General features: G+C 46.0%; 18 protein-coding genes. 11 read left to right on the top strand and 7 right to left on the bottom strand.

Going from position 1 to position 20,287, the window contains the following annotated elements:
* Positions 1–9: 9 nt before the first annotated feature.
* From K7399_RS07485 to K7399_RS07465, 5 genes are read right to left on the bottom strand one after another with little or no spacing between them, the layout of a single operon-like run.
* Complete coding sequence (locus K7399_RS07485) at positions 10–762, bottom strand: prepilin peptidase (protein WP_128166807.1); 753 nt, start codon at positions 760–762, stop codon at positions 10–12.
* 3 nt (positions 763–765) lie between these two features.
* Positions 766–1,212: a prepilin-type N-terminal cleavage/methylation domain-containing protein gene (locus K7399_RS16210; protein WP_128166804.1), complete on the bottom strand. Its 447-nt coding sequence runs from the start codon at positions 1,210–1,212 to the stop codon at positions 766–768.
* An 18-nt stretch (positions 1,213–1,230) separates the two neighbouring features.
* Positions 1,231–2,439: a type II secretion system F family protein gene (locus tag K7399_RS07475; RefSeq protein ID WP_128166802.1), complete on the bottom strand. Its 1,209-nt coding sequence runs from the start codon at positions 2,437–2,439 to the stop codon at positions 1,231–1,233.
* Between the two features lie 4 nt (positions 2,440–2,443).
* Entirely contained in the window at positions 2,444–3,478 is a 1,035-nt protein-coding gene (locus K7399_RS07470; protein WP_128166800.1) for a type IV pilus twitching motility protein PilT, read from the bottom strand.
* 14 nt (positions 3,479–3,492) lie between these two features.
* On the bottom strand, positions 3,493–5,151 hold the full coding sequence (locus tag K7399_RS07465; RefSeq protein WP_128166798.1) for a GspE/PulE family protein: 1,659 nt from the start codon (positions 5,149–5,151) through the stop codon (positions 3,493–3,495).
* Between the two features lie 107 nt (positions 5,152–5,258).
* Between K7399_RS07465 and K7399_RS07460 the strand changes: the two genes are divergently transcribed.
* From K7399_RS07460 to K7399_RS07450, 3 genes are read left to right on the top strand one after another with little or no spacing between them, the layout of a single operon-like run.
* The gene (locus K7399_RS07460; protein WP_223362570.1) at positions 5,259–5,693 is read left to right on the top strand and encodes a type II secretion system protein; all 435 of its coding nucleotides are present in this window, start codon (positions 5,259–5,261) and stop codon (positions 5,691–5,693) included.
* Positions 5,694–5,711: 18 nt separating this feature from the next.
* The gene (locus K7399_RS07455) at positions 5,712–6,203 is read left to right on the top strand and encodes a type II secretion system protein (RefSeq protein WP_128166796.1); all 492 of its coding nucleotides are present in this window, start codon (positions 5,712–5,714) and stop codon (positions 6,201–6,203) included.
* Entirely contained in the window at positions 6,181–7,248 is a 1,068-nt protein-coding gene (locus K7399_RS07450; protein ID WP_223362569.1) for a hypothetical protein, read from the top strand. Before K7399_RS07455 ends, K7399_RS07450 begins: the two co-directional genes overlap by 23 nt.
* A gap of 76 nt (positions 7,249–7,324) precedes the next feature.
* Here K7399_RS07450 and K7399_RS07445 read toward each other — a convergent pair whose 3' ends face one another.
* Entirely contained in the window at positions 7,325–8,008 is a 684-nt protein-coding gene (locus K7399_RS07445; protein ID WP_028982562.1) for an RsfA family transcriptional regulator, read from the bottom strand.
* Between the two features lie 118 nt (positions 8,009–8,126).
* Complete coding sequence (locus K7399_RS07440) at positions 8,127–9,464, bottom strand: AAA family ATPase (protein WP_128166792.1); 1,338 nt, start codon at positions 9,462–9,464, stop codon at positions 8,127–8,129.
* Positions 9,465–9,715: 251 nt separating this feature from the next.
* Between K7399_RS07440 and cymR the strand changes: the two genes are divergently transcribed.
* From cymR to alaS, 8 genes are all read left to right on the top strand, one after another.
* Entirely contained in the window at positions 9,716–10,138 is a 423-nt protein-coding gene (gene cymR / locus K7399_RS07435) for a cysteine metabolism transcriptional regulator CymR (protein ID WP_010025435.1), read from the top strand.
* Positions 10,139–10,190: 52 nt separating this feature from the next.
* Positions 10,191–11,357, top strand: a complete 1,167-nt coding sequence (locus K7399_RS07430; protein ID WP_028976725.1) for a cysteine desulfurase family protein — start codon at positions 10,191–10,193, stop codon at positions 11,355–11,357.
* A gap of 38 nt (positions 11,358–11,395) precedes the next feature.
* Positions 11,396–12,490: a tRNA 2-thiouridine(34) synthase MnmA gene (mnmA, locus tag K7399_RS07425; protein WP_051575070.1), complete on the top strand. Its 1,095-nt coding sequence runs from the start codon at positions 11,396–11,398 to the stop codon at positions 12,488–12,490.
* Between the two features lie 206 nt (positions 12,491–12,696).
* The gene (locus K7399_RS07420) at positions 12,697–13,365 is read left to right on the top strand and encodes a tetratricopeptide repeat protein (protein ID WP_028976727.1); all 669 of its coding nucleotides are present in this window, start codon (positions 12,697–12,699) and stop codon (positions 13,363–13,365) included.
* Positions 13,366–13,384: 19 nt separating this feature from the next.
* Complete coding sequence (gene recD2 / locus K7399_RS07415) at positions 13,385–15,742, top strand: SF1B family DNA helicase RecD2 (protein ID WP_128166790.1); 2,358 nt, start codon at positions 13,385–13,387, stop codon at positions 15,740–15,742.
* Between the two features lie 217 nt (positions 15,743–15,959).
* Entirely contained in the window at positions 15,960–16,157 is a 198-nt protein-coding gene (locus K7399_RS07410; RefSeq protein WP_028976729.1) for a hypothetical protein, read from the top strand.
* Positions 16,158–16,228: 71 nt separating this feature from the next.
* Complete coding sequence (locus K7399_RS07405; RefSeq protein ID WP_223362568.1) at positions 16,229–17,293, top strand: AI-2E family transporter; 1,065 nt, start codon at positions 16,229–16,231, stop codon at positions 17,291–17,293.
* 319 nt (positions 17,294–17,612) lie between these two features.
* A complete protein-coding gene (alaS, locus tag K7399_RS07400) occupies positions 17,613–20,255 on the top strand; it encodes an alanine--tRNA ligase (RefSeq protein WP_128166788.1) in 2,643 nt (880 codons plus the stop codon).
* Positions 20,256–20,287 lie beyond the last annotated feature (32 nt).

Raw genomic sequence — 20,287 nt, 5'->3', positions numbered from 1 at the left:
TTCCTACTATTAAAAGATTAGATCAAAATATAAGGTGATTAGCTGATCGCCGAAGAAGAAGCTGGTCAGTATCCCTAAAGCAATAAATGGAACAAAGGGTACCGGCTGCCGGCGTTTAATCAGTCCCAGAAGTTGTCCGCCGAGTCCAATGACAGCACCAAAGAATGTGGCTAGAAAAAACCCTAAAATGACGAGTTTCCAACCTAAAACCAGGCCTAGGATGGCAAACAATTTGATATCGCCGCCACCCATGCCGCCGCGACTGATTAAGGCAATCAAGGCAAGCAGTCCGAACCCCGCTGCAAAGCCGAGCGGCGCGTCCCACCACGGATGAGGAGGGTAAATGACCCGAAAGGCAACGAACAATGGGAAAAAGAACAGCAAAATCTTATCCGGAATCAGCATATATTCAAGATCAGATACGAGCACGATCATCAACAATGAAACAAGAAGCCAGCCGCATAGCATCTCTTCAATTGATGTTGCGCGCAGGAAACTAAACAAGAATAAAAGTCCCGTTGCTGCTTCGATGATTGGATAGATTGGTGAAATCTTTGAATGACAGGTGCGGCATTTGCCTCCCAGAAAAAGATAGGAGAAGACCGGCACCAAATCCAGAATCGTCAAACGCCGCCCGCACGACGGACAGTGCGAAGGCGGCATAATGATTGACTGGCCGGCGGGAACCCGCAGACCGACGACGTTGTAGAAAGAGCCTAGGATGAGACCTAAGAATTGAATATATATATAATTAAATATCATTTATCATTCATTATTTTCGTTGGTTGAACTTCCACCACGATTATAATTTAAAAGAGCAGATTCTGAAACATCACTATTACCTGTTTGGTTCGGTAAATCAGATGCGGTAATTGAATAAGTTGCTTTATGATCATCTCCAACGTCAACACTGACAGAATAGCTGCTTAATGAAATATTCTGATCATCAAGGTATTTAGCCAAGTCATCTTGATCTAGGGTGGTGTCCTCTGTTGTACGATTATCTGCTACATATAATTTTGCAGCATGAATTACGGTAATTGCATCCTGTACCTTAGCTTTATCATTCTGCTTATTAATAATTGAAATCACACTTGGAATTGCGATGGCAGCTAAGATTGCCAGGATAACGATTACCGCCAAGAGTTCAATCAGTGTAAAGCCTTTCTGGTTTTTCTTTTCGTTTGCTTTTTGCAAAATCTTTTTGAGCATAACTCTTCCTCCTGTTTCTTACACATTTTGATAAATTTGGAACATAGGGATAATAATGGCTAGGACGATAAAACCGACAACAACGGCGAGGAACAGGATGACCAAGGGTTCGATCAGGACCTTCATGCGTTCGGTCATCTGTTCGACGTCATCTTCATAATACTTGGCGACACTGTTCAACATTTGATCGAGCATGCCGGTTTTTTCACCGATCGCGGTCATATGATGAATCATCGCCGGAAAGATCTTTTGATCCTGAAAGGCTTCGGAGAGGGGCCGACCGAAGTCAAGTGCTTCAGCGACCTTATGTATCGCCTGACGGATTGCAAGATTCGATGTGATTTTCTCAATTGAATGTAATGCATCGATGACTGGAACAGAACTTGAAAGTAATAACGCAAGCATCCAGAGCAATCGGGAAAGTTCACCCTTATAGACTATTTGACCTATTAAAGGCAATCTGATTATAGCATAATCTAGTCTTAATTTACTAGATTTATTTCGCAGAAGAATAAAAATGCCGACAATTATGGCAAATCCTAAAAGGATAATGGTATACCAAAAAGAACGTAACCAGTCGCTTATACCTAGAATCACGCGTGTAATCATCGGCAGTTGGGTATTTAGACTGGCAAACATTGAGCGGAACATAGGAATAATTGTTGTTAATAGAAACAATACGACACCAATCGACATCATGAATACAAAAGCAGGGTAGACCATTGCTGTGGTCAACTTTTGCCGTGATTTATGCAGACGTTCATAATAAGTGGCGAGGTGATCGAGACTTTCCTCAAGGCGTCCGCTTTCCTCGCCGGCACGAATCATATGAATGATCATCGGACTGAAAATTTTCGATTGGTTTTCAAACGCTTGGGAGAGCGTCTGACCTTCACGGAGATCAATCGCCATATCCATAATCACTTGCTTGAAATACTTGTTTTTTTCTTCTTGGTCGGTCAGAATCTCAAGGGTATCGGCGACGGTAACTCCAGCTTTGATGATCGTTGCAAACTGGCGCAAGAAAACAACTTTGTCTTGTAGTTTGACGCGCTGACCAATAGACAATTCTTTATACCAGATTGAATCTTTGTGTTCGTGGACGGAGCGAATGGTCAACCCTTGTTTTGCCACTTCAAGCAAAGCTTCTTGGCGTGTGACGGCGCTGAGTCGGCCTTTTCTCACCTTTCCTTGAGCAGTTGTGCCGATATAATCGTATAAAGGCATCTCCTCATCCCCTCAATAAAAATGTTTCAACCGATTCAGAATCGATCTCACGATGCGTCAGCATGTCCTGCACGCAAGAAGCCATTGTCTGCATGCCTTGCGCACGGTTAACTTGGATGACACTTGGAATTTGATAGATCTTCTTCTCACGGATCAAGTGGCTGATCGCTTTGTTATTAATCATCAGTTCGGTTGCCACGCGTCGTCCGGAATGATCTGGAGTAGGGAAGAGACGCTGTGAGACAACGGAAACGAGTTCAGCTGCCAGTTGGATTCGGATCTGTCCTTGCTGCTCGGCAGGGAAGACATCAATGATGCGGTCGATGGTCGATACGGCGTCGTTGGTATGCAAGGTTGCCAGAACCAAATGTCCGGTTTCCGCCGCAGTTAGTGCAGTACGAATCGTCTCCAGATCACGCATTTCACCTACCAAAATAACATCAGGGTCTTCGCGGAGAGCCGAACGCAATCCAAGCGCAAAAGATTCAGTATCATTACCTATTTCGCGCTGTTGAATGATGCATCGGTCATGCTTGTGAAGATATTCAATCGGATCCTCTAAGGTAATAATATGACGGCGGAGCGAGCGGTTCATATCATCAACCAGCGCAGCCAGAGTCGTCGATTTGCCGCTTCCAGTCGGTCCGGTGACCAGAAACAAACCGTGTGGGCGTTGAACCAGTGTCCGCAGCACTTCAGGGAGCTGCAAGGAAGCGAGGTTGGGCACTTGCTGCGGAATCACACGAAAGGCAAGACTGTAGCAAGAACGCTGTCTGAAAGCGTTGACCCGGAAACGTGATAACTTTGCAATACTAAATGAAAAATCCAGTTCGCCATGGTTCTTAAGCTTGGCAAACTGCGAATCGCTTAAAATGGCCCGCACCATTTCTTCTGTATCTGCAGGTTTGACAATTGGCTTGTCAAGCGCCATCAATTCGCCGTTTAAGCGAATGGTTGGCGGGATTCCCACAGAAATATGAAGATCTGATGCGCTGCGTGTGCAGGCAATCGTCAAGCATTCCTTCAGAAAATTGATCATGTTTGTTCCCTCGATTAACTAATAATTTTAAGTAATTCATCGACTGTCGTGATGCCGTCTGCAACTTTGGAAAGCCCGTTTTCCAGCATCGAAACACCACCGGAGTCTTTCACCAAATTTTGAATATCTTTGAAGGAATGGTGCATGATCAGCAATTCCGAAATTTCCTCGGACAGTTCGAGCATTTCATGAACGGCGGTTCGCCCGAGATAGCCAGTTTGATGACACGATTTGCAGCCAACGCCTTTCATCAGTTTCGGTGGACATTCGAAACCAGCTTTGGCAAACAATCCGCGTTCAATCGGAGATGGTTCAAAAGGATGAGCACAGTCGCGGCAGACGCGTCGCACCAAACGCTGGGCAACTACACCAGTAAGCGATGCGGCGACGAGAAACGGGTCAACCCCCATATCAATTAGCCTGTAGATGGTTGTCGGCACGTCATTAGTATGCAAAGTGCTGAGCACGAGGTGTCCGGTTAGCGAAGCACGAATGGCAATTTCTGCTGTTTCGCCATCGCGAATTTCCCCAACCATAATAATGTTCGGATCCTGACGCAAGATCGCTCGAAGGCCCGCAGCAAACGTTAGACCGATCGGCGCATTGGTTTGAATTTGGTTAATGCCGTCAATCTGATATTCGACTGGGTCTTCAATCGTAATGATGTTTTGCGATTCGCTATTGAGATAGTTCAATGCCGCATATAACGTTGATGTCTTTCCAGAACCGGTTGGACCTGTAATGAGCACAAGGCCAGTCGGCTTGGTGACCATTTTCATAAACGTTTTCTGCTGAGTGTCTGTAAAGCCGACATTTGGAATTTTCAACAACAGATCTTTGGTATTCAGCAAACGCAGGACGATGCGTTCGCCGAACAAGGTTGGCAGAACGGAGATACGCAGATCAATTCTGCTTTTGCCAATCGTAACTTTGACGCGACCGTCCTGTGGAAGTCGTTTTTCCGTTATGTCCAGTTGACTCATTACTTTAATGCGTGTCACGAGTACGCTAAGCAGTTCCTTTGGAAATGTGCGGTACGTATGCAGTTCGCCATCAATCCGAAAGCGCACCACGACACTGAATTCGTGCGGATCAATATGGATATCACTAGCACGTTCTTCCACAGCACTCAGCAGCAATTTATTGATGATTTTCAGTATTGGCGTGTCATTCACCGTTACTAATTCATCTTCGTCAACCGTATTCTTGTTGATAGTGGTTAGAATTTCACTGACTGAATCCTCCTCATTATATAAGCGGTTGATCGCACTTGTAATTTCACTTGGCAGAGCCAAAGCAACTTTAACATGAAACCCGGTCATCATTTGCAGATCGTCGATGGCAAAGAAGTTGAGTGGGTTTGCCATTGCTACATAAAGAATATTGTCTGACTTTTTATAACAGATCAGTTCATTTTCTCTTGAAAAGGATTGGTCGATTAAGTTCACCACTTGATGATCAATGACAATGCTGGCAAGGTGAACTTGCGGAATGCTCAACTGAAACGAGAGCGCATCAATTAATTGTTGCTCGGAAATATAACCGCGTTCAATCAATGCGTGACCAAGTTTCTGACTAGAGTCCTTCTGTTCAAGTGTTGATGCCAACTGCTCATTCGTAATGATTCCCGAATCAACGAGTAGGTCGCCAAGTCGTCGATGTGTGCGCTGCATTAATAGGACTTCCTCCTAAATTCTTTTTTCGCCAAAAAACGACTCTTTTATTCTATCAGAAAAGTAATTAGAATAGTAAAAGAGACTCATGTGAAAGGACATGACTTATGAACCAAGATCAAAAGGGCATGACGCTTATTGAAGTCATTGCTGCCATTACCTTACTGAGTATTGTCATTTTAACTTTCGCTTACGTCTTTATACAAAGCCAGCAGGTGACAACGGACAACGGCGATCGCTTGACCGCGTTACAGCTAGCGCAAAAAAGATTATCGGATGCGCTCAATGACCCGGGTTTGCCTAGTAAACCGGATGTATCCAATACATCGGATGCACCTCCGAGTCCGAATCCGGGTGATCAAGATCAGCGCGATAAAATTATTCATACAGATTCCGACAACGATACACTTGATCATCAAACCTATAAAAGCTATGTATATCTGTTTAATGAGGACAGCGATGGGAAGCAGATGATCGTTGTGCGCACCTATTATAACAGTTCTAAATATGTAGAACTTTACAACTATTATATGTCAAACTAGCATACGAGAGGTAAAGGTATGATCCAAAATTCAAAGGGTGTCACTCTAGTCGAGATGCTGGCGGTCATTGTTGTCGCAACCATTTGCCTGACCCTGATTTTCAGTATCTGGCTGTCCGGCGAGAAATCTGTGCAACGTACGATGACTCAAAACGATCTGCAAGCAGACGCTCATCTTGTCCAAGTACGTATCACGCGAGCGTTTTATGATCAAGTGGATAAACCATTTACGCTCACAGTGAATGGTGGCAAAGTTACACTTAGCTATGAAGGCGGCACCTCCCAGCAGCCGGAAGTGATCTCAAATCCAGATTTAGTGTACACACCTGAGCAGGGAGTACCTAATACAGTGAACGTTAAAGATGGGTCACGCTTGACTCTCGACTACACCATTACAGAACGCACAGCTTCCAGTTTGAACAATCTACCAAGCTTTCATTTGAAAACAACCTTAAATTATCCTTGGAAAGATGATGTTGATGAGGAGAGTGAATCAAGTGGCACCCCATAATAAGCATGTCCTAAAAAAAGAATCCGGTTATGCACTTGTCATCGTTCTCCTTGTTATTACAGTTTTCTCTGTACTTGGACTTACTGTAATGTCCATATCCTTCAACCATTCGAAACAATTCAGTAAGGAAAAGGCGCAAACCCAAGCATTGAATGCTGCCGAGATGGGGCTGAAGGCGTATGATTATGAAATAAAAAATATACTTAAAAGAACTGATATAAGTTCCTTTGATACATTTAAAAATGATTTTTTTAGAAACATGCGGGATACATTAGATTCTAACCCTGAAGTAAATTCACTTTCAGGAAGTCCCAGATATCAGGTACAAGTCTTGAACAAAACTGTTGTCGGTAACGCAATTAGATTTACATTAAAAAGTGTCGGCACAGTTCAGGGTGATAAAGAATTGGTTACAATAACCCAAAACAAAACGTTAAAGTATGACAATGATTCAAATGACCAAAGTAAAATTTGCGAACCTGATGGTTTCATGGGAGTTAAGGTACCATGTTTAGACGGTATATTTTTCCATCATGGAGCTACTTCTAAAGTAGGTAACATCGTAATTAATGGAAAAGAAAAAGATGAGAACATAAACTTTAATTTATCTAAAAATGATATTCCTAATTCGATTTCATTTAATGGATCAAAGATTATATCGAATACGGAGTACAGTAAAAATGTTATTATCAGCGGTTCTACTACTTTGAATGGAAATGTAAGTTTTCACGGAAATGTTTATGTTAGTGGTTCAATTGCTGTAATAAATGGAAATGTCAACTTTGACGGTTATGTTTATTTCAAAGGATCGCATAGTTTAAACCCTTTTTCAGGCAATCAGGTCATTTTTAATCGAACTGTTTTTTCAAATGGTTCAATGTCAGCTGTTGCAAGTAACAGTTTGATTGAGTTTAAAGGCGGATTAGTTACAGGGGGTTCCACTTCACTAGTTGCGTCTGGAACTGGAAAAATCGTAATAGGGGGAAAAGATGACATTAAATCGCCAATAACCATAGTGAGCAGTGATACAAAGTATATTCCTTAATTTAAATATATTACAAAAAAATTACCCTGAGGCGAGGAGCCTCAGGGCTGGGGTTAAATATTATCTTGAAAGTTGTTTATTTCGCGATCTTTTCCAGGTTGCCGTTTTGGTCCATTTTGAAGGCGGGTGCTGATGCAGCGTCTTGATCTTGAAAGGCGACCATGCGACGGGCGCGGTCCATGATGCCGACCAGTGCTTGATAGTCTTCTTCAACGGTTTTCTGGCGTGATTTTAAGGCTTCGATCTCTTGGTCGAGTTCGCCGATACGTTTTTGTAAACGTGCATTTTCTTGTTTTAAATGCGTGTTTTCTTTATCCAGTCGGTTGCTTGTTGAGCTCCCGTTTTGCAGATGCTGCAGAAAGTGGATAACATCGGTTAATGTGAGGCTGCTTGTTGAGGAAGCGGCTGGTGTTCCGGTTTGTTGTGCCGGAGTTTCAGCAGTGAACGATGTAGGATCCGTAAGGTCCGCGGTTTCCATAACAGGAAATGATTGAGTCACTGGACGGGATATTCTGTTTTGCTGTTCGGCACGTTTTTTTTGTTTACGCTGTTTTTTTGCGATTTGTATTGCTTGTTCGTATTTTTGGCGGACAATGGCGTTCCAGCGGAATCCGCATGCAGCCCCGGTTCGATTCAGCCGATCGCCAACTTCTTCAAAGGCGTCGAGCTGGGTACTTCCTTCTCTGATATGGCGCAGGACGGTCTCTGCGAGCAGAAGATCATCTTCATGCGACCATGCATCTTGTCTCACTTTTGTCATGTTCTATGCTCCTTCTTGCATTCTTGTTGATTTGTAAAAAGGATTGACAACTTTTAAGACTTTTATACACGATCGATTTTCAAGAGGATTGAAGCTTTAAAATAAAAAAAGCGCTGTATCAGCGCTTTTTTTTGTCGCGCTCGACAAAATAGTCGAGTCGTTTTTGAACGGTTCGTTCATAGCCGCGTGGGGAAGGATGGTAGAAGTGCTTGCTGCGCAGCTTGTCCGGAAGATAGTCTTGCGGTACGTATCCGTCTTCGAAGTCGTGCGGATAGAGGTAACCTTTGCCATGTCCAAGCTTGGCCGCACCTTTATAGTGAGCATCACGCAGGTGGATGGGAACGTCGCCCGTTTTTTCATCTTTTACGGCAGCGAGTGCTTCATCAATACCGCTGATCACAGCATTGCTCTTTGGCGCTGTTGCGACATAGAGAGCTGCTTCGGCAAGCGGGATGCGTGCTTCAGGCATCCCGATAAATGTGACTGCGGTCACCGCGGTATTGGCAATCAGAATCGCATTGGGGTCGGCAAGACCAACGTCTTCAGCGGCATGGATGAAAATACGGCGGGCGATAAATTTCGGATCTTCGCCAGCGGCGATCATCTTGGCGAGCCAGTAAAGCGTGGCATTTGGATCTGATCCGCGCATACTTTTGATGAATGCAGATACCGTATCGTAGTGGTTGTCTCCGTTTTTATCATACTGTAAGACCTTTTCCTGAATCGATTCCTCGGCGACGCTGCGATCAATATGGATGACTCCGTCGGCATTTGGGTCTGTGGTCAGCACGGCCAGCTCTAGGGCATGCAGTGCCGTGCGGCTATCACCATTTGCAACGCGAACAAGATGATCCAACGCATCCTCATCCACTTCGATGGCCGATTCGCCGTAACCTCTTTTTTTATCGGTCAATGCATGGCTAAGAATCGTACGAATTGCTTTATCCGTCAAGGGCTCGAATCGAAATAATCGAGATCGAGACAGAAGTGCTGCATTGATCTCGAACATCGGACTTTCGGTTGTTGCACCGATGAGAATAATTGTACCTTTTTCAACGGAAGGCAGGAGTGCATCCTGCTGTCCCTTATTGAAGCGATGGATTTCATCAATAAATAAAATGGTTTTCTGCTGATCGAATTTCAATCGTTCTTCCGCAGCCGCAATAATCTTGCGAATATCGCCAACGCCGGATGTAACGGCGTTGAGCTGTTCGTAATAGGCAGAAGTGGTTTGAGCAATGATATGGGCAAGCGTCGTTTTGCCGGTCCCCGGTGGCCCAAAGAAAATCATCGGCGTCAGTTTGTCTGCTTGAATGGCACGGCGCAGCAGCCGTCCCTGACCGACAATTTGCTCCTGACCGACAAATTCATCGAGTGTTTGCGGACGCATCCGATCGGCGAGCGGCCGACCGTTTAAATTCGATTGGTCATCGGTTGGAAAGTCAAACAGATCCATCCCGATCATCCTCTCATTTTTCTGTATTTGCGGGAATCCTTCTTGATGACGTGCAACGCCAAGCATTTTCGTCTATAATAATTTAAGGTCTGAACATAGTTTACCATAAATCAGAAGCTATGTTCGTAGGGAATGCTTGTTTTAACAGAGTGGATCCGCGTACTGCTTCAGGGCAGACGTGCATCTTTGTCTCACTTGACAGGGTATGAATGAAAGAAGATAAATGTTGATTTAAGATGGGGTGTAACGAGATGAAAATTTCAACGAAAGGCCGTTACGGCTTGACGATTATGATGGCGCTTGCCAAAAACAAAGGTCGCGGACCGCTTTCGCTGAAGGCGATTGCCAATGAACATGATCTTTCCGAACACTATTTGGAACAATTAATTGCTCCTTTGCGCAATGCGGGGCTGGTCAGCAGCATTCGTGGAGCCTACGGCGGCTATGTTTTGGCGAAAATGCCGAGCGAAATCACGGCAGCCGACGTGATTCGTGTTCTGGAAGGGCCGATTCAACCGGTGGAAGTGATGGACGATGATGATCCGGCGAAACGTGAGCTGTGGGTGAAAATCCGTGATGCGGTACGCGATGTATTGCAAGGGACGACGCTCGACGATTTGATTCATTACGATTCCGATCCTCAAGTACAGGATCCGGATATGTTTTATATTTAAGCGAACGCGGGTTAGCTCGCGTGATTCGATTGATTTAAAGGAGTGATAAGGCGTGAATCCGATTTATCTTGATCATGCCGCAACAACACCGATTGATCCGGAAGTGCTTCAGGTCATGGTGGAAACGTATCAGCAGGTGGTAGGAAATCCGTCGAGTATTCACTCGTTCGGCCGACAGGCGCGCAAGATCGTTGATGAATCGCGTCATACAATTGCAAAATATATTGGTGCACGCAGCCGCGAGATCGTCTTTACCAGCGGTGGTACGGAAGGCGATAACATCGCCATTCTCGGTACGGCTTTCGCTAACAGCGATAAGGGAAAGCATATCATTACGACAAAAATTGAGCATCACGGTGTGTTAAAAACATGCGCATATTTAGAAACGCAAGGCTTCACGATTGACTACCTCGATGTGGATCGTACAGGACGCGTTTCACTTGATGAATTAAAAAGCAAACTACGTGAGGACACCATTCTCGTCTCGATAATGTTTGGAAATAATGAGGTTGGCACGATTCAGCCGATTCGGGAAATCGCGCACTTGCTCGCCGATCATCAGGCTTATTTCCACACGGATGTTGTGCAAGCCTTCGGTACGGCCGACATGGACGTTAAGGATACCCCCATCGACTTGATGTCGATGGCCGGTCACAAAATCGGCGGCCCAAAGGGTATCGGTTTTATTTTCGTAAGGGACGGTTTGTCGCTTCAGGCATATACGCATGGCGGTGATCAGGAGCGCAAACGGCGCGCCGGTACGGAAAATGTTCCGGCAATTGCCGGTCTGGCACGGGCAGTCGAAAAAGTCGGCGAACATTTTCATGAGCGGATTGACAACTGCTTGCATGCACGTCAAATAATTCTTGAGACACTTGATGAGGAAAAAGTGACCTATAAAATCAACGGTAATCCGGATCACTTTTTGCCTCAGGTATTGAATCTTTATTTTCCGGGAACCAATGTTGAAACGCTGCTCACAAAACTGGATTTAGCGGGAGTAGCAGTCTCCAGCGGTTCTGCATGCACGGCGGGATCGGTGGAACCGTCACATGTGCTGACGGCAATGTTTGGCGAGCGAGCTCCGGAGACGGTCAGCTCAATTCGTGTTAGTTTCGGAGATCATATAGATGAAGATCAATTACGAGAGGCGGGGCGGATCATTGCCGCATCTGTCCGTGATCTCGTTTCGTTAAGAAAGGTGGGTGAAGTTTCGTGACTGGAAAATCCCCAAGCCGGACACGTGTCGTTGTTGGCATGTCGGGCGGAGTGGATTCAACCGTTGCCGCGCTGTTGCTGAAGCAGCAAGGCTATGATGTCGTTGGTATTTTCATGAAAAATTGGGACGATACCGATGAGAACGGGATTTGTACGGCAACGGAAGACTATGAAGATGTGGTCCGCGTTTCCAATCAAATCGGGATACCCTATTATGCAGTCAATTTTGAGAAACAGTATTGGGATCGTGTTTTTTCGTATTTCCTGGATGAGTATAAATTAGGGCGGACACCGAATCCGGATGTCATGTGCAATAAGGAAATTAAATTCAAAGCGTTTCTCGATCACGCGATGGCGCTCGGTGCGGACTATGTGGCAACCGGTCATTACGCGCGCGTTGACCGTCGCGATGGCAAAACAGCGATGATTCGTGCAGTCGATCAGAATAAGGATCAAACTTATTTCCTGAATCAGCTCTCGCAAGAACAGATCGCCAAGGTGATGTTCCCGCTCGGTGATCTGAAAAAGCCAGAGGTACGCGAAATTGCACGTGAACATCACTTGGCAACGGCTGAGAAAAAGGACAGTACCGGTATCTGCTTTATCGGTGAACGGAATTTTAAGGAGTTCCTGAGCCATTATCTGCCGGCAAACCGCGGTGAGATCCGCACCCTTGATGGTGAACTCAAAGGGTATCATGACGGGCTCATGTACTATACGAATGGTCAGCGCCAAGGACTTGGTATTGGCGGTCCGGGCGGCCCATGGTTTGTTTGTGGCAAAGACTTAAAGCGTAATATTCTGTATGTGGTGGAGGGATCCGAACACCCTGCGCTGCAAGCAAAAGGATTATTGGCTGACAAAGTCAATTGGATCTCCGGCACCGCAAAGCGCAGTGAGTTCCACTGCACAGCAAAATTCAGATATCGCCAGAAAGATCAACCAGTGACTGTTCATGTGCTCGACGACGAACGGCTTAAGGTCGTGTTTGATCAGCCGGAACGTGCGGTTACGCCGGGTCAATCGGTGGTTCTGTATGATGGTGATGAGTGCCTCGGCGGAGCAACGATTGCAACGATTTTAGGACAGGGAACAGATAAAACACTCGACTTTACAGACTCGGCTTTGCGCTAAAAGCTTGAGTCTTTTTCACAGGCATTTAAAGCGCAACACTTTTTTTATAAAACGAACGGACATGTGGATTTGAAGCGAGCAAGCTGCTCGGTCGTCCGCGGATACAAGCTAGATGGAGCGTACACCGCACTCTAAAGGAGATTGGGCGCCTTTTCTCGCCCTTTTTTATACATAACGGAAAAACAGAACTATTTGGAGGCGATGGCATGAAGACGATGGAACAGGTGCAACGCTTGATTACTGAGAAAAAGTTCGAAGAAGCTGCGAAAGTGCTGGACCGTGCCATTTCCGAGTATCCGAATGACCCTGCCGGCTACACAAATTTCGGCAATCTGCTGATTGCGATGGGAGAAAATGCGCGTGCGGTCAACTTTTTCAAAAAAGCTCTGGAACTGGATCCAAGCTATGGTAGTGCCGCTTTTGGTTATGGTAACGCACAGTTCGAACGCGGTCGATATGCAGAAGCGCTGACTCAGTTTGCCGATGCACAGCGCGCGGGAATTAATGATGGTGACCTGTTTTACATGATCGGACGCTCAGCAAGCGAACTCGGCCATGCCGGTCAGGCACTCGCTGCCTTCCAGCGCTCGGTGGAATTAAATGAAACGGATACAGAAGCTCGGTTTCAATATGCACTTTCCTTGGCGAGGCTTGGAGACGTGGATGCGGCAGAAAAACAGTTTTTAACTGTGATTGAAGCCGACGCAGCGCATGCGGATGCGTACTATAATTTAGGTGTGATTGCTGCATTCCGAGATCAGATTACGAAAGCACGGCGCTTGCTTCATAAAGCGCTCGAACTTAGCCCAAACCATATACTGGCTGCAAATGGATTGAAAAGCTTAGATAAGCAGCAAACTGATCGGCAGAACTAAGCGAAAGGACGACGGGACAATGGAACAGACCACCATGGATCTTTTTTCAGATCAGACAAATTCAGTAAAGGGTGAGCCGATTCGAATCGTATTCCAGAACAGCGATAACGGATACACCGTGATGATTGTGAGAATTAATGAAACCACGGAGCCCATCAACGAAAAAGAGATCACAATGGTTGGTTTTTTCCCAACGATCCATTTGTACGAAACCTATCAATTTGCCGGCAAGTTGAAGACGCATCCAAGATATGGTCAGCAATATGAGGTAGAGACCTATCGAAAAATGCTGCCGAAATCGAAGTCCGGGGTAATCAGCTACCTCTCCGGCGATCTTTTTCCCGGAATAGGGAAAAAAACGGCGGAGATGATCGTTGGCGAACTTGGCGAACACGCGATTTCTGATATTTTAAATGATCCTTCATGTTTGGAGCGTGTACCGAAGCTCGATAAAGACAAGCGTTCGATGATTGCCGATACGTTGCTTAAAAATGAAGGATTGGAGAAAATTCTGATCGGGCTCTCGGACTACGGATTTGGTTCACAGCTGGCGACGAAGATCTATCAAGTATACGGAAATGATAGTCTCGAGGTTATCGCGGAGAATCCATACCAGCTGATTCAGGATATCGAGGGTATTGGTTTTCAACGTGCGGATGAACTTGCCGCATCTCTTGGCATTTCCGGAAACCATCCGGAGCGGATTCAAGCGGCCTATTTGTATTGGTTGAATGAACGGGCGATGAATGATGGCCATGTTTTCATGCCGGAACAAGCGACAATTTCAGAAGTCCAAAAACTATTATCCTCAAAAGAGAGCATCGATGAAGCGGATCTCATCCATGAGATTGATGTTCTGGAAGAGGATGGAAAATTGATTCGGGAAGACGATCAGCTTTATCTGCCGCAGCTTTACTATGCGGAAAAAGGAATTGTCACCGGCATTCAGAAGCTGGTTGAACAAGATGCAGAGGATGAATACTCGGAAAGCGAATTCCTCAAGGCGCTTGGCAAGGTTGAGGATAAGCTGTCGATGCAATATGCTGAGAGTCAGCAGCAAGCCATCCGTGAAGCGATCCAGTCCCCGATCATGATCTTAACCGGCGGGCCGGGAACGGGAAAGACGACGGTCATTCAAGGGATTGTAGAAGTCTATGCGGAGCTGAACAGTTGTTCGCTCGATCCGAAAGATTATGATGAGGATCATCCTTATCCTGTGTTGCTTGTTGCACCAACCGGACGTGCGGCAAAACGGATGAAAGAATCGACAGGACTTCCGGCTGTGACGATCCATCGGTTGCTCGGATGGAATGGCGGTTCCGGTTATGCGCATGATGAAAACGATCCGATTGAAGGAAAGCTGCTGATCGTCGATGAGATGTCAATGGTTGATTTATGGCTCGCCAATCAGCTGCTTAAGTCGTTGCCGGATGAGATGAAGATGGTCATTGTCGGAGACGAAGATCAGCTGCCTTCCGTTGGTCCCGGGCAGGTACTGAGCGATTTGATTCAATCCGACGCCGTTCCGGTGATCCGATTAACCGCTATTTTCCGTCAGGCGCAAGGCTCATCAATTATCGAACTTGCTCATGAAATCAAAGAGGGTAAAGCTGTCGATGTCGCAGAGCCGCGAAAGGATCGCCGTTTCTTCAAATGCCATCAGAACCAAGTGATTGATGTCATCTGCAAGGTCGCTGCCGGCGCACAAAAAAAGGGCTATCCGCCGAGGGACATTCAAGTGCTTGCGCCGATTTACCGTGGCAATGCCGGTATCGAACAGATTAATCGCTCCCTTCAAGAACTCTTTAATCCGAAAAATGACCAGAAACGTGAGCTGACGTACGGAGATCATATCTTCCGTGTTCATGATAAGGTATTGCAGTTGGTGAACAATCCTGATGAGCAAGTATTTAACGGTGACATTGGTGAGATATCCGCTATTTTTCGTGCAAAGGAGACGACAGATAAGGAAGATACGGTGATCGTCACTTTTGATTCGTCGGTTGAAGTCAAATACCTCAAGCATGATCTGAATCAGCTGACACTCGCGTACTGCTGCTCAATTCATAAGGCGCAAGGCAGCGAATTTCCAATTGTCATCCTGCCAATTGTTAAGGGGTATCACCGCATGCTGAAAAGGAATCTGATTTACACGGCGGTGACCCGGAGCAAGGATTCTCTCGTTCTATGCGGCGATGTTGAGGCATTTAATCAAGCGGTAAGCAGTAATGACGTGGATCAGCGCAACTCTAATCTTGCGCGAAAAATAGGCGAACGGCTGCATCTGATTGAGGAATCGGAACCTCAGTTGCATCCTGATGAGCCGGAGTTTGATAAGCCAACCGAAGCAGAAAACGCTCCCATCGCAAAGGATTGATGAGGTAGCGCACGTTACTTTAAATCAATAAGATGAATAAACTTGGTCACAAGCAATGGTTCAGATGCTGATTGGCCAAGTTTTTTTTACGTATTGTCGTGCCCACAATCGAGTTTTGTTCTCTTTTTTTGATTAGGCATGTATATTTTCCAGCAAATATGGACATGGATGCCAGTAATGAAAGATGTAACAAAAGCTCATTACTGAGGTGAAAAAAATGAAATGTCCCAATTGCTCAAGTACTGATATCGGAAAAATAGGTGTCAATCAATTTTATTGCTGGAAATGTTTTATCGAATTAACCTTGCAAGATGGGAAATTGTCGCTGAGTCAGGTTGAGGAAGACGGCAGTTTGACCGATCTTGATGATTTGTTTCAAGAGTCTGAATTGGAAGCGAAAGCGAATGGTTTCTAAGCATTCATTCCGATCTTGTTTTATCGCTCATGATTCGCTGCGAATTGGGTAAAACTAGTTTTGGAGGGATCATGATGCGAAAATGGACTGCCCTGCAGTGGATGAAGATGCTGCTCATCATGTTGCTGCTTTTTCTAAATGGCTATTTATTCTACCGTTTGTTGCCGTTCATCGGGAGTGTTACCCATTTTTTGATGCATATCGCTATTCCTTTTTTTGCGGCAGCAATTATTTCGTATTTGCTGCACCCTTTAGTCGGCCGTGTGCAGCGCTTGGGGCTGCATCGGACGGTAGCTATTCTTGTGATCTATGCTGTTTTTTTTAGTCTTGTCGGTCTTGCCGTCTATAAAGGCGGTCCTGTTTTGCTGCATGAACTCCGCAGTTTGGATCACGAGATCACCAATTATCAGCAGTTGTATGAAACGAATCTGGATCGAGTGTACACGTCCACTCCAGAGGCGGTACATGATCAGGTGAATGAAGCGCTCGTTCGAATCAAACACAGTTTGAATAAAATGGGAAAAGGGATCATTGACTGGTGTTCCAATGTGATTCGCTCATTCTTGACCTTGCTCTTGATTCCTTTTCTTTCTTTTTACATGCTCAAAGATGCGGCGCTGATTAAGAAAAAGGTCCTGCTGTTTGTGCCAAAAAAATGGCGGAAACAAACGGCAGATCTCTGCGCTGAGATGGATCAATCCATAGGGATGTATATTCGCGGTCAGTTGACGGTCTGCGGTATACTGGCGGTGATGGCGACGATCGGACTATGGATCCTGAAGGTCCCTTATCCGATTGTGTTCGGACTGTTTATCGGAGCAACGGATTTGATCCCCTATTTCGGACCGTTTATTGGTGCGGCGCCGGCCGTACTTGTGGCTGCGACGAAGTCGTTTTACGCGATGTCCGGCGTGATTTTGATGATCATTTTAATCCAATTTCTTGAAGGCAGTGTCATCGAGCCAATTGTGGTCGGAAAGAGTGCGGAAATCCATCCGCTCTATATCATGCTGGCAGTCGGTGCCGGAGGTGAGCTCGCTGGAATTGTGGGTATGTTGCTTGCGATTCCTTGTTTCATCATCATTCGCACGTGTTTGCGCCACCTGAACGAGCGATTTCGAATCATTGACAAATAAGGGGAATTTCATCTATAATTACGGCAGAATAGTGAAACCGAGACGAAAAGAATAGCGTGAAGCGTGCGGGCAGCGAGCTCATCAACCGAATGCAATGTGCGGGAACGGCTTTTCCGCCGTTCATCGGGGCAGCTGCAGCTGTTTGACGGGAAGAATTTTCCTGAGCGCTGTGATACATAGGCTGCGTTGCTTCTTTTCTTTGCGGCGCAGATTAAGCTTAAAAGCTTTCGTCCTTTCTGGTGATGGGATGAGAGCTTTTTTCATTGAGCGTCCGATTGGTTTACATAATGCTGTAACAAATTGAGTGGGGGTTCTTGTGATGAAACAATTAAGTTCATCGGAAGTTAGAAAAATGTTTTTGGACTTTTTCAAAGGAAAGGGTCATTCGGTTGAACCTAGCGCATCGCTGATTCCGGTCGATGATCCATCCTTGCTGTGGATCAACAGCGGTGTAGCGACACTGAAAAAATATTTCGATGGACGAGTCGTTCCTAAAAATCCGCGTATTTGCAACGCGCAGAAAGCGATTCGAACAAATGATATTGAGAATGTCGGTTATACGGCGCGCCACCATACATTTTTCGAAATGCTTGGCAACTTTTCAGTTGGCGATTACTTTAAAGAGGAAGCCATTACTTGGGCTTGGGAGTTTCTGACCAGTCCGGATTGGATTGCCTTTGATCCGGACAAACTGTCAGTAACGATCTATCCGCAAGATGAAGAAGCCTATCAGCTGTGGCATGAGAAGATCGGTCTTTCGGACAGCCGAATCATTAAGCTGGAACACAATTTTTGGGATATCGGTGAAGGCCCAAGCGGCCCGAATACAGAGATTTTCTATGATCGCGGACCTGCGTTCGGCGATGATCCGGATGATCCTGAACTGTATCCGGGCGGCGAGAATGAACGCTATCTTGAAGTCTGGAATCTTGTGTTCTCGCAATTTAATCACAATCCGGACGGCAGCCATACGCCGCTTCCAAAGAAAAACATTGATACCGGTATGGGACTTGAACGGATGGTCAGTGTCATCCAGGATGCGGAAACGAATTTTGATACCGATTTATTCATGCCGATCATTCACAAAATTGAAGCACTGTCTGGAGCAAAATATCAAACCGGTAAAAAGAACACGGCATTTAAAGTTATCGCCGATCATGTGCGGACGGTGACGTTTGCGATTGCCGATGGCGCCTTGCCGTCGAACGAAGGCCGTGGTTATGTCCTGCGCCGCCTGATCCGCCGTGCGGTACGCTATGCAATGGATCTTGGACTGGATAAGCCGTTCATGTTCAAATTGGTACCGATCGTTGCCGATATTATGAAGGATTACTACACGGAGGTTGCTGAAAAAGCAGCGTTCGTTCAGAAGGTCATTAAAGGCGAGGAAGAGCGCTTCCAAGAAACGATTCATGAAGGTGTCGCGATTCTGAAGCAGTACATTGATGAAGCAAAGGGCAGAGGCGAAAAGGAGATTGCCGGTGTCAATGTGTTTAAGCTTTACGACACTTTCGGGTTCCCGCTGGAACTTACAGAAGAATACGCGAATCAAGCCGGGCTTTCGATTAACAAAGATGGCTTCCAAAAGGAACTTGACGCGCAGCGGGATCGTGCGCGCGCGGCACGCAAAGACCAAAAGTCAATGCATGTTCAGAGCGATACGCTGCGCAATATCACCAATACAAGTACGTTTATCGGATACAACGACTTCAAGGTAAACGGAGTAAAAGTGATCGCACTTGTGAAAGACAATGCAACCGTTGATCATGCGGTTGAAGGTGACACCGTGCAAATTATTTTGGATCGTACACCATTTTATGCGGAAATGGGCGGTCAAGTTGCCGACACAGGTGAATTGAGCAATTCAGACGTGCAACTCGCGGTCACCGCTGTTCAACACGCACCGAACGGACAGAACCTGCATACTTGTGTTGTAAAGCAAGGTCATCTTGCAATTGGCGATTCTCTGAATGCACAAATTGATGTAAAAGCACGACTTGCGATCCAGAAGAATCATACCGCAACACACTTACTTGATCAGGCACTTAAAGATGTACTCGGTTCGCATGTCAATCAGGCAGGGTCTTATGTGGCTGCCGATCGCCTGCGTTTCGATTTCTCACATTACGGCCAAGTCACCGATGAAGAACTGCAGCAAATTGAAGCGATTGTTAATGAAAAGATTTGGGAACAGCTGCCAGTCACAACCAAGGAAATGCCGATTGATGAAGCCAAGAAGCTGGGTGCGGTTGCTTTATTTGGTGAAAAATACGGTAAAGTCGTACGTGTCGTTAGTGCTGGAGATTACAGCATTGAATTATGCGGCGGCTGTCATGTAGCTAATACGGCTGAACTAGGGTTATTCACGCTTGTCAGCGAGAGCGGCATCGGCGCCGGCACACGACGGATCGAAGCTTTGACTGGGGAAGCAGCATTTAAACGTCTGAATACAGTTAAGCTTCAGTCGAAAGCCATTGCTGCATCGCTGAAGGTAGCGCTGGATCAATTGCCGGAACGTATTGACGGACTTCAGCAACAAATCAAGAACCTGGAAAAAGAAAACACGGCGCTAATGAATAAGCTTGGTAGTGCGAAAACCGGAGAACTGGAACAATCTGCGAAAAAGAACGGTGACGTTGCGTACATTGCAGAAAAGATCGACTCGGTGGACATGAATCAGCTGCGTGCCATGGCCGACGACCTGAAGAATAAGCTGAAATCGGTTATTGTTGTTCTTGCTTCGGTCGAAGATGGGAAGGTCCATTTTGTTGCCGGTGTAACGAAAGACCTGATCCAAAAAGGCTTCCACGCAGGCAAAATTGTTAAGGAAGTTGCGGCCATTTGCGGCGGCGGCGGCGGCGGGCGACCGGATATGGCTCAAGCCGGTGGCAAACAGCCTGAAAAAGTACGGGATGCACTCGATGCAGTTTCTGATTTGATTGAGAAAGCGGCTGTCCGCTGATTCGACCTTCACGAGCAGTACAAAATTCTGTT

Origin of the sequence: Sporolactobacillus terrae (assembly GCF_019930545.1) — a bacterium.
GTDB lineage: Bacteria > Bacillota > Bacilli > Bacillales > Sporolactobacillaceae > Sporolactobacillus > Sporolactobacillus terrae.
This window is presented reverse-complemented; position numbering and strand designations above follow the sequence as displayed.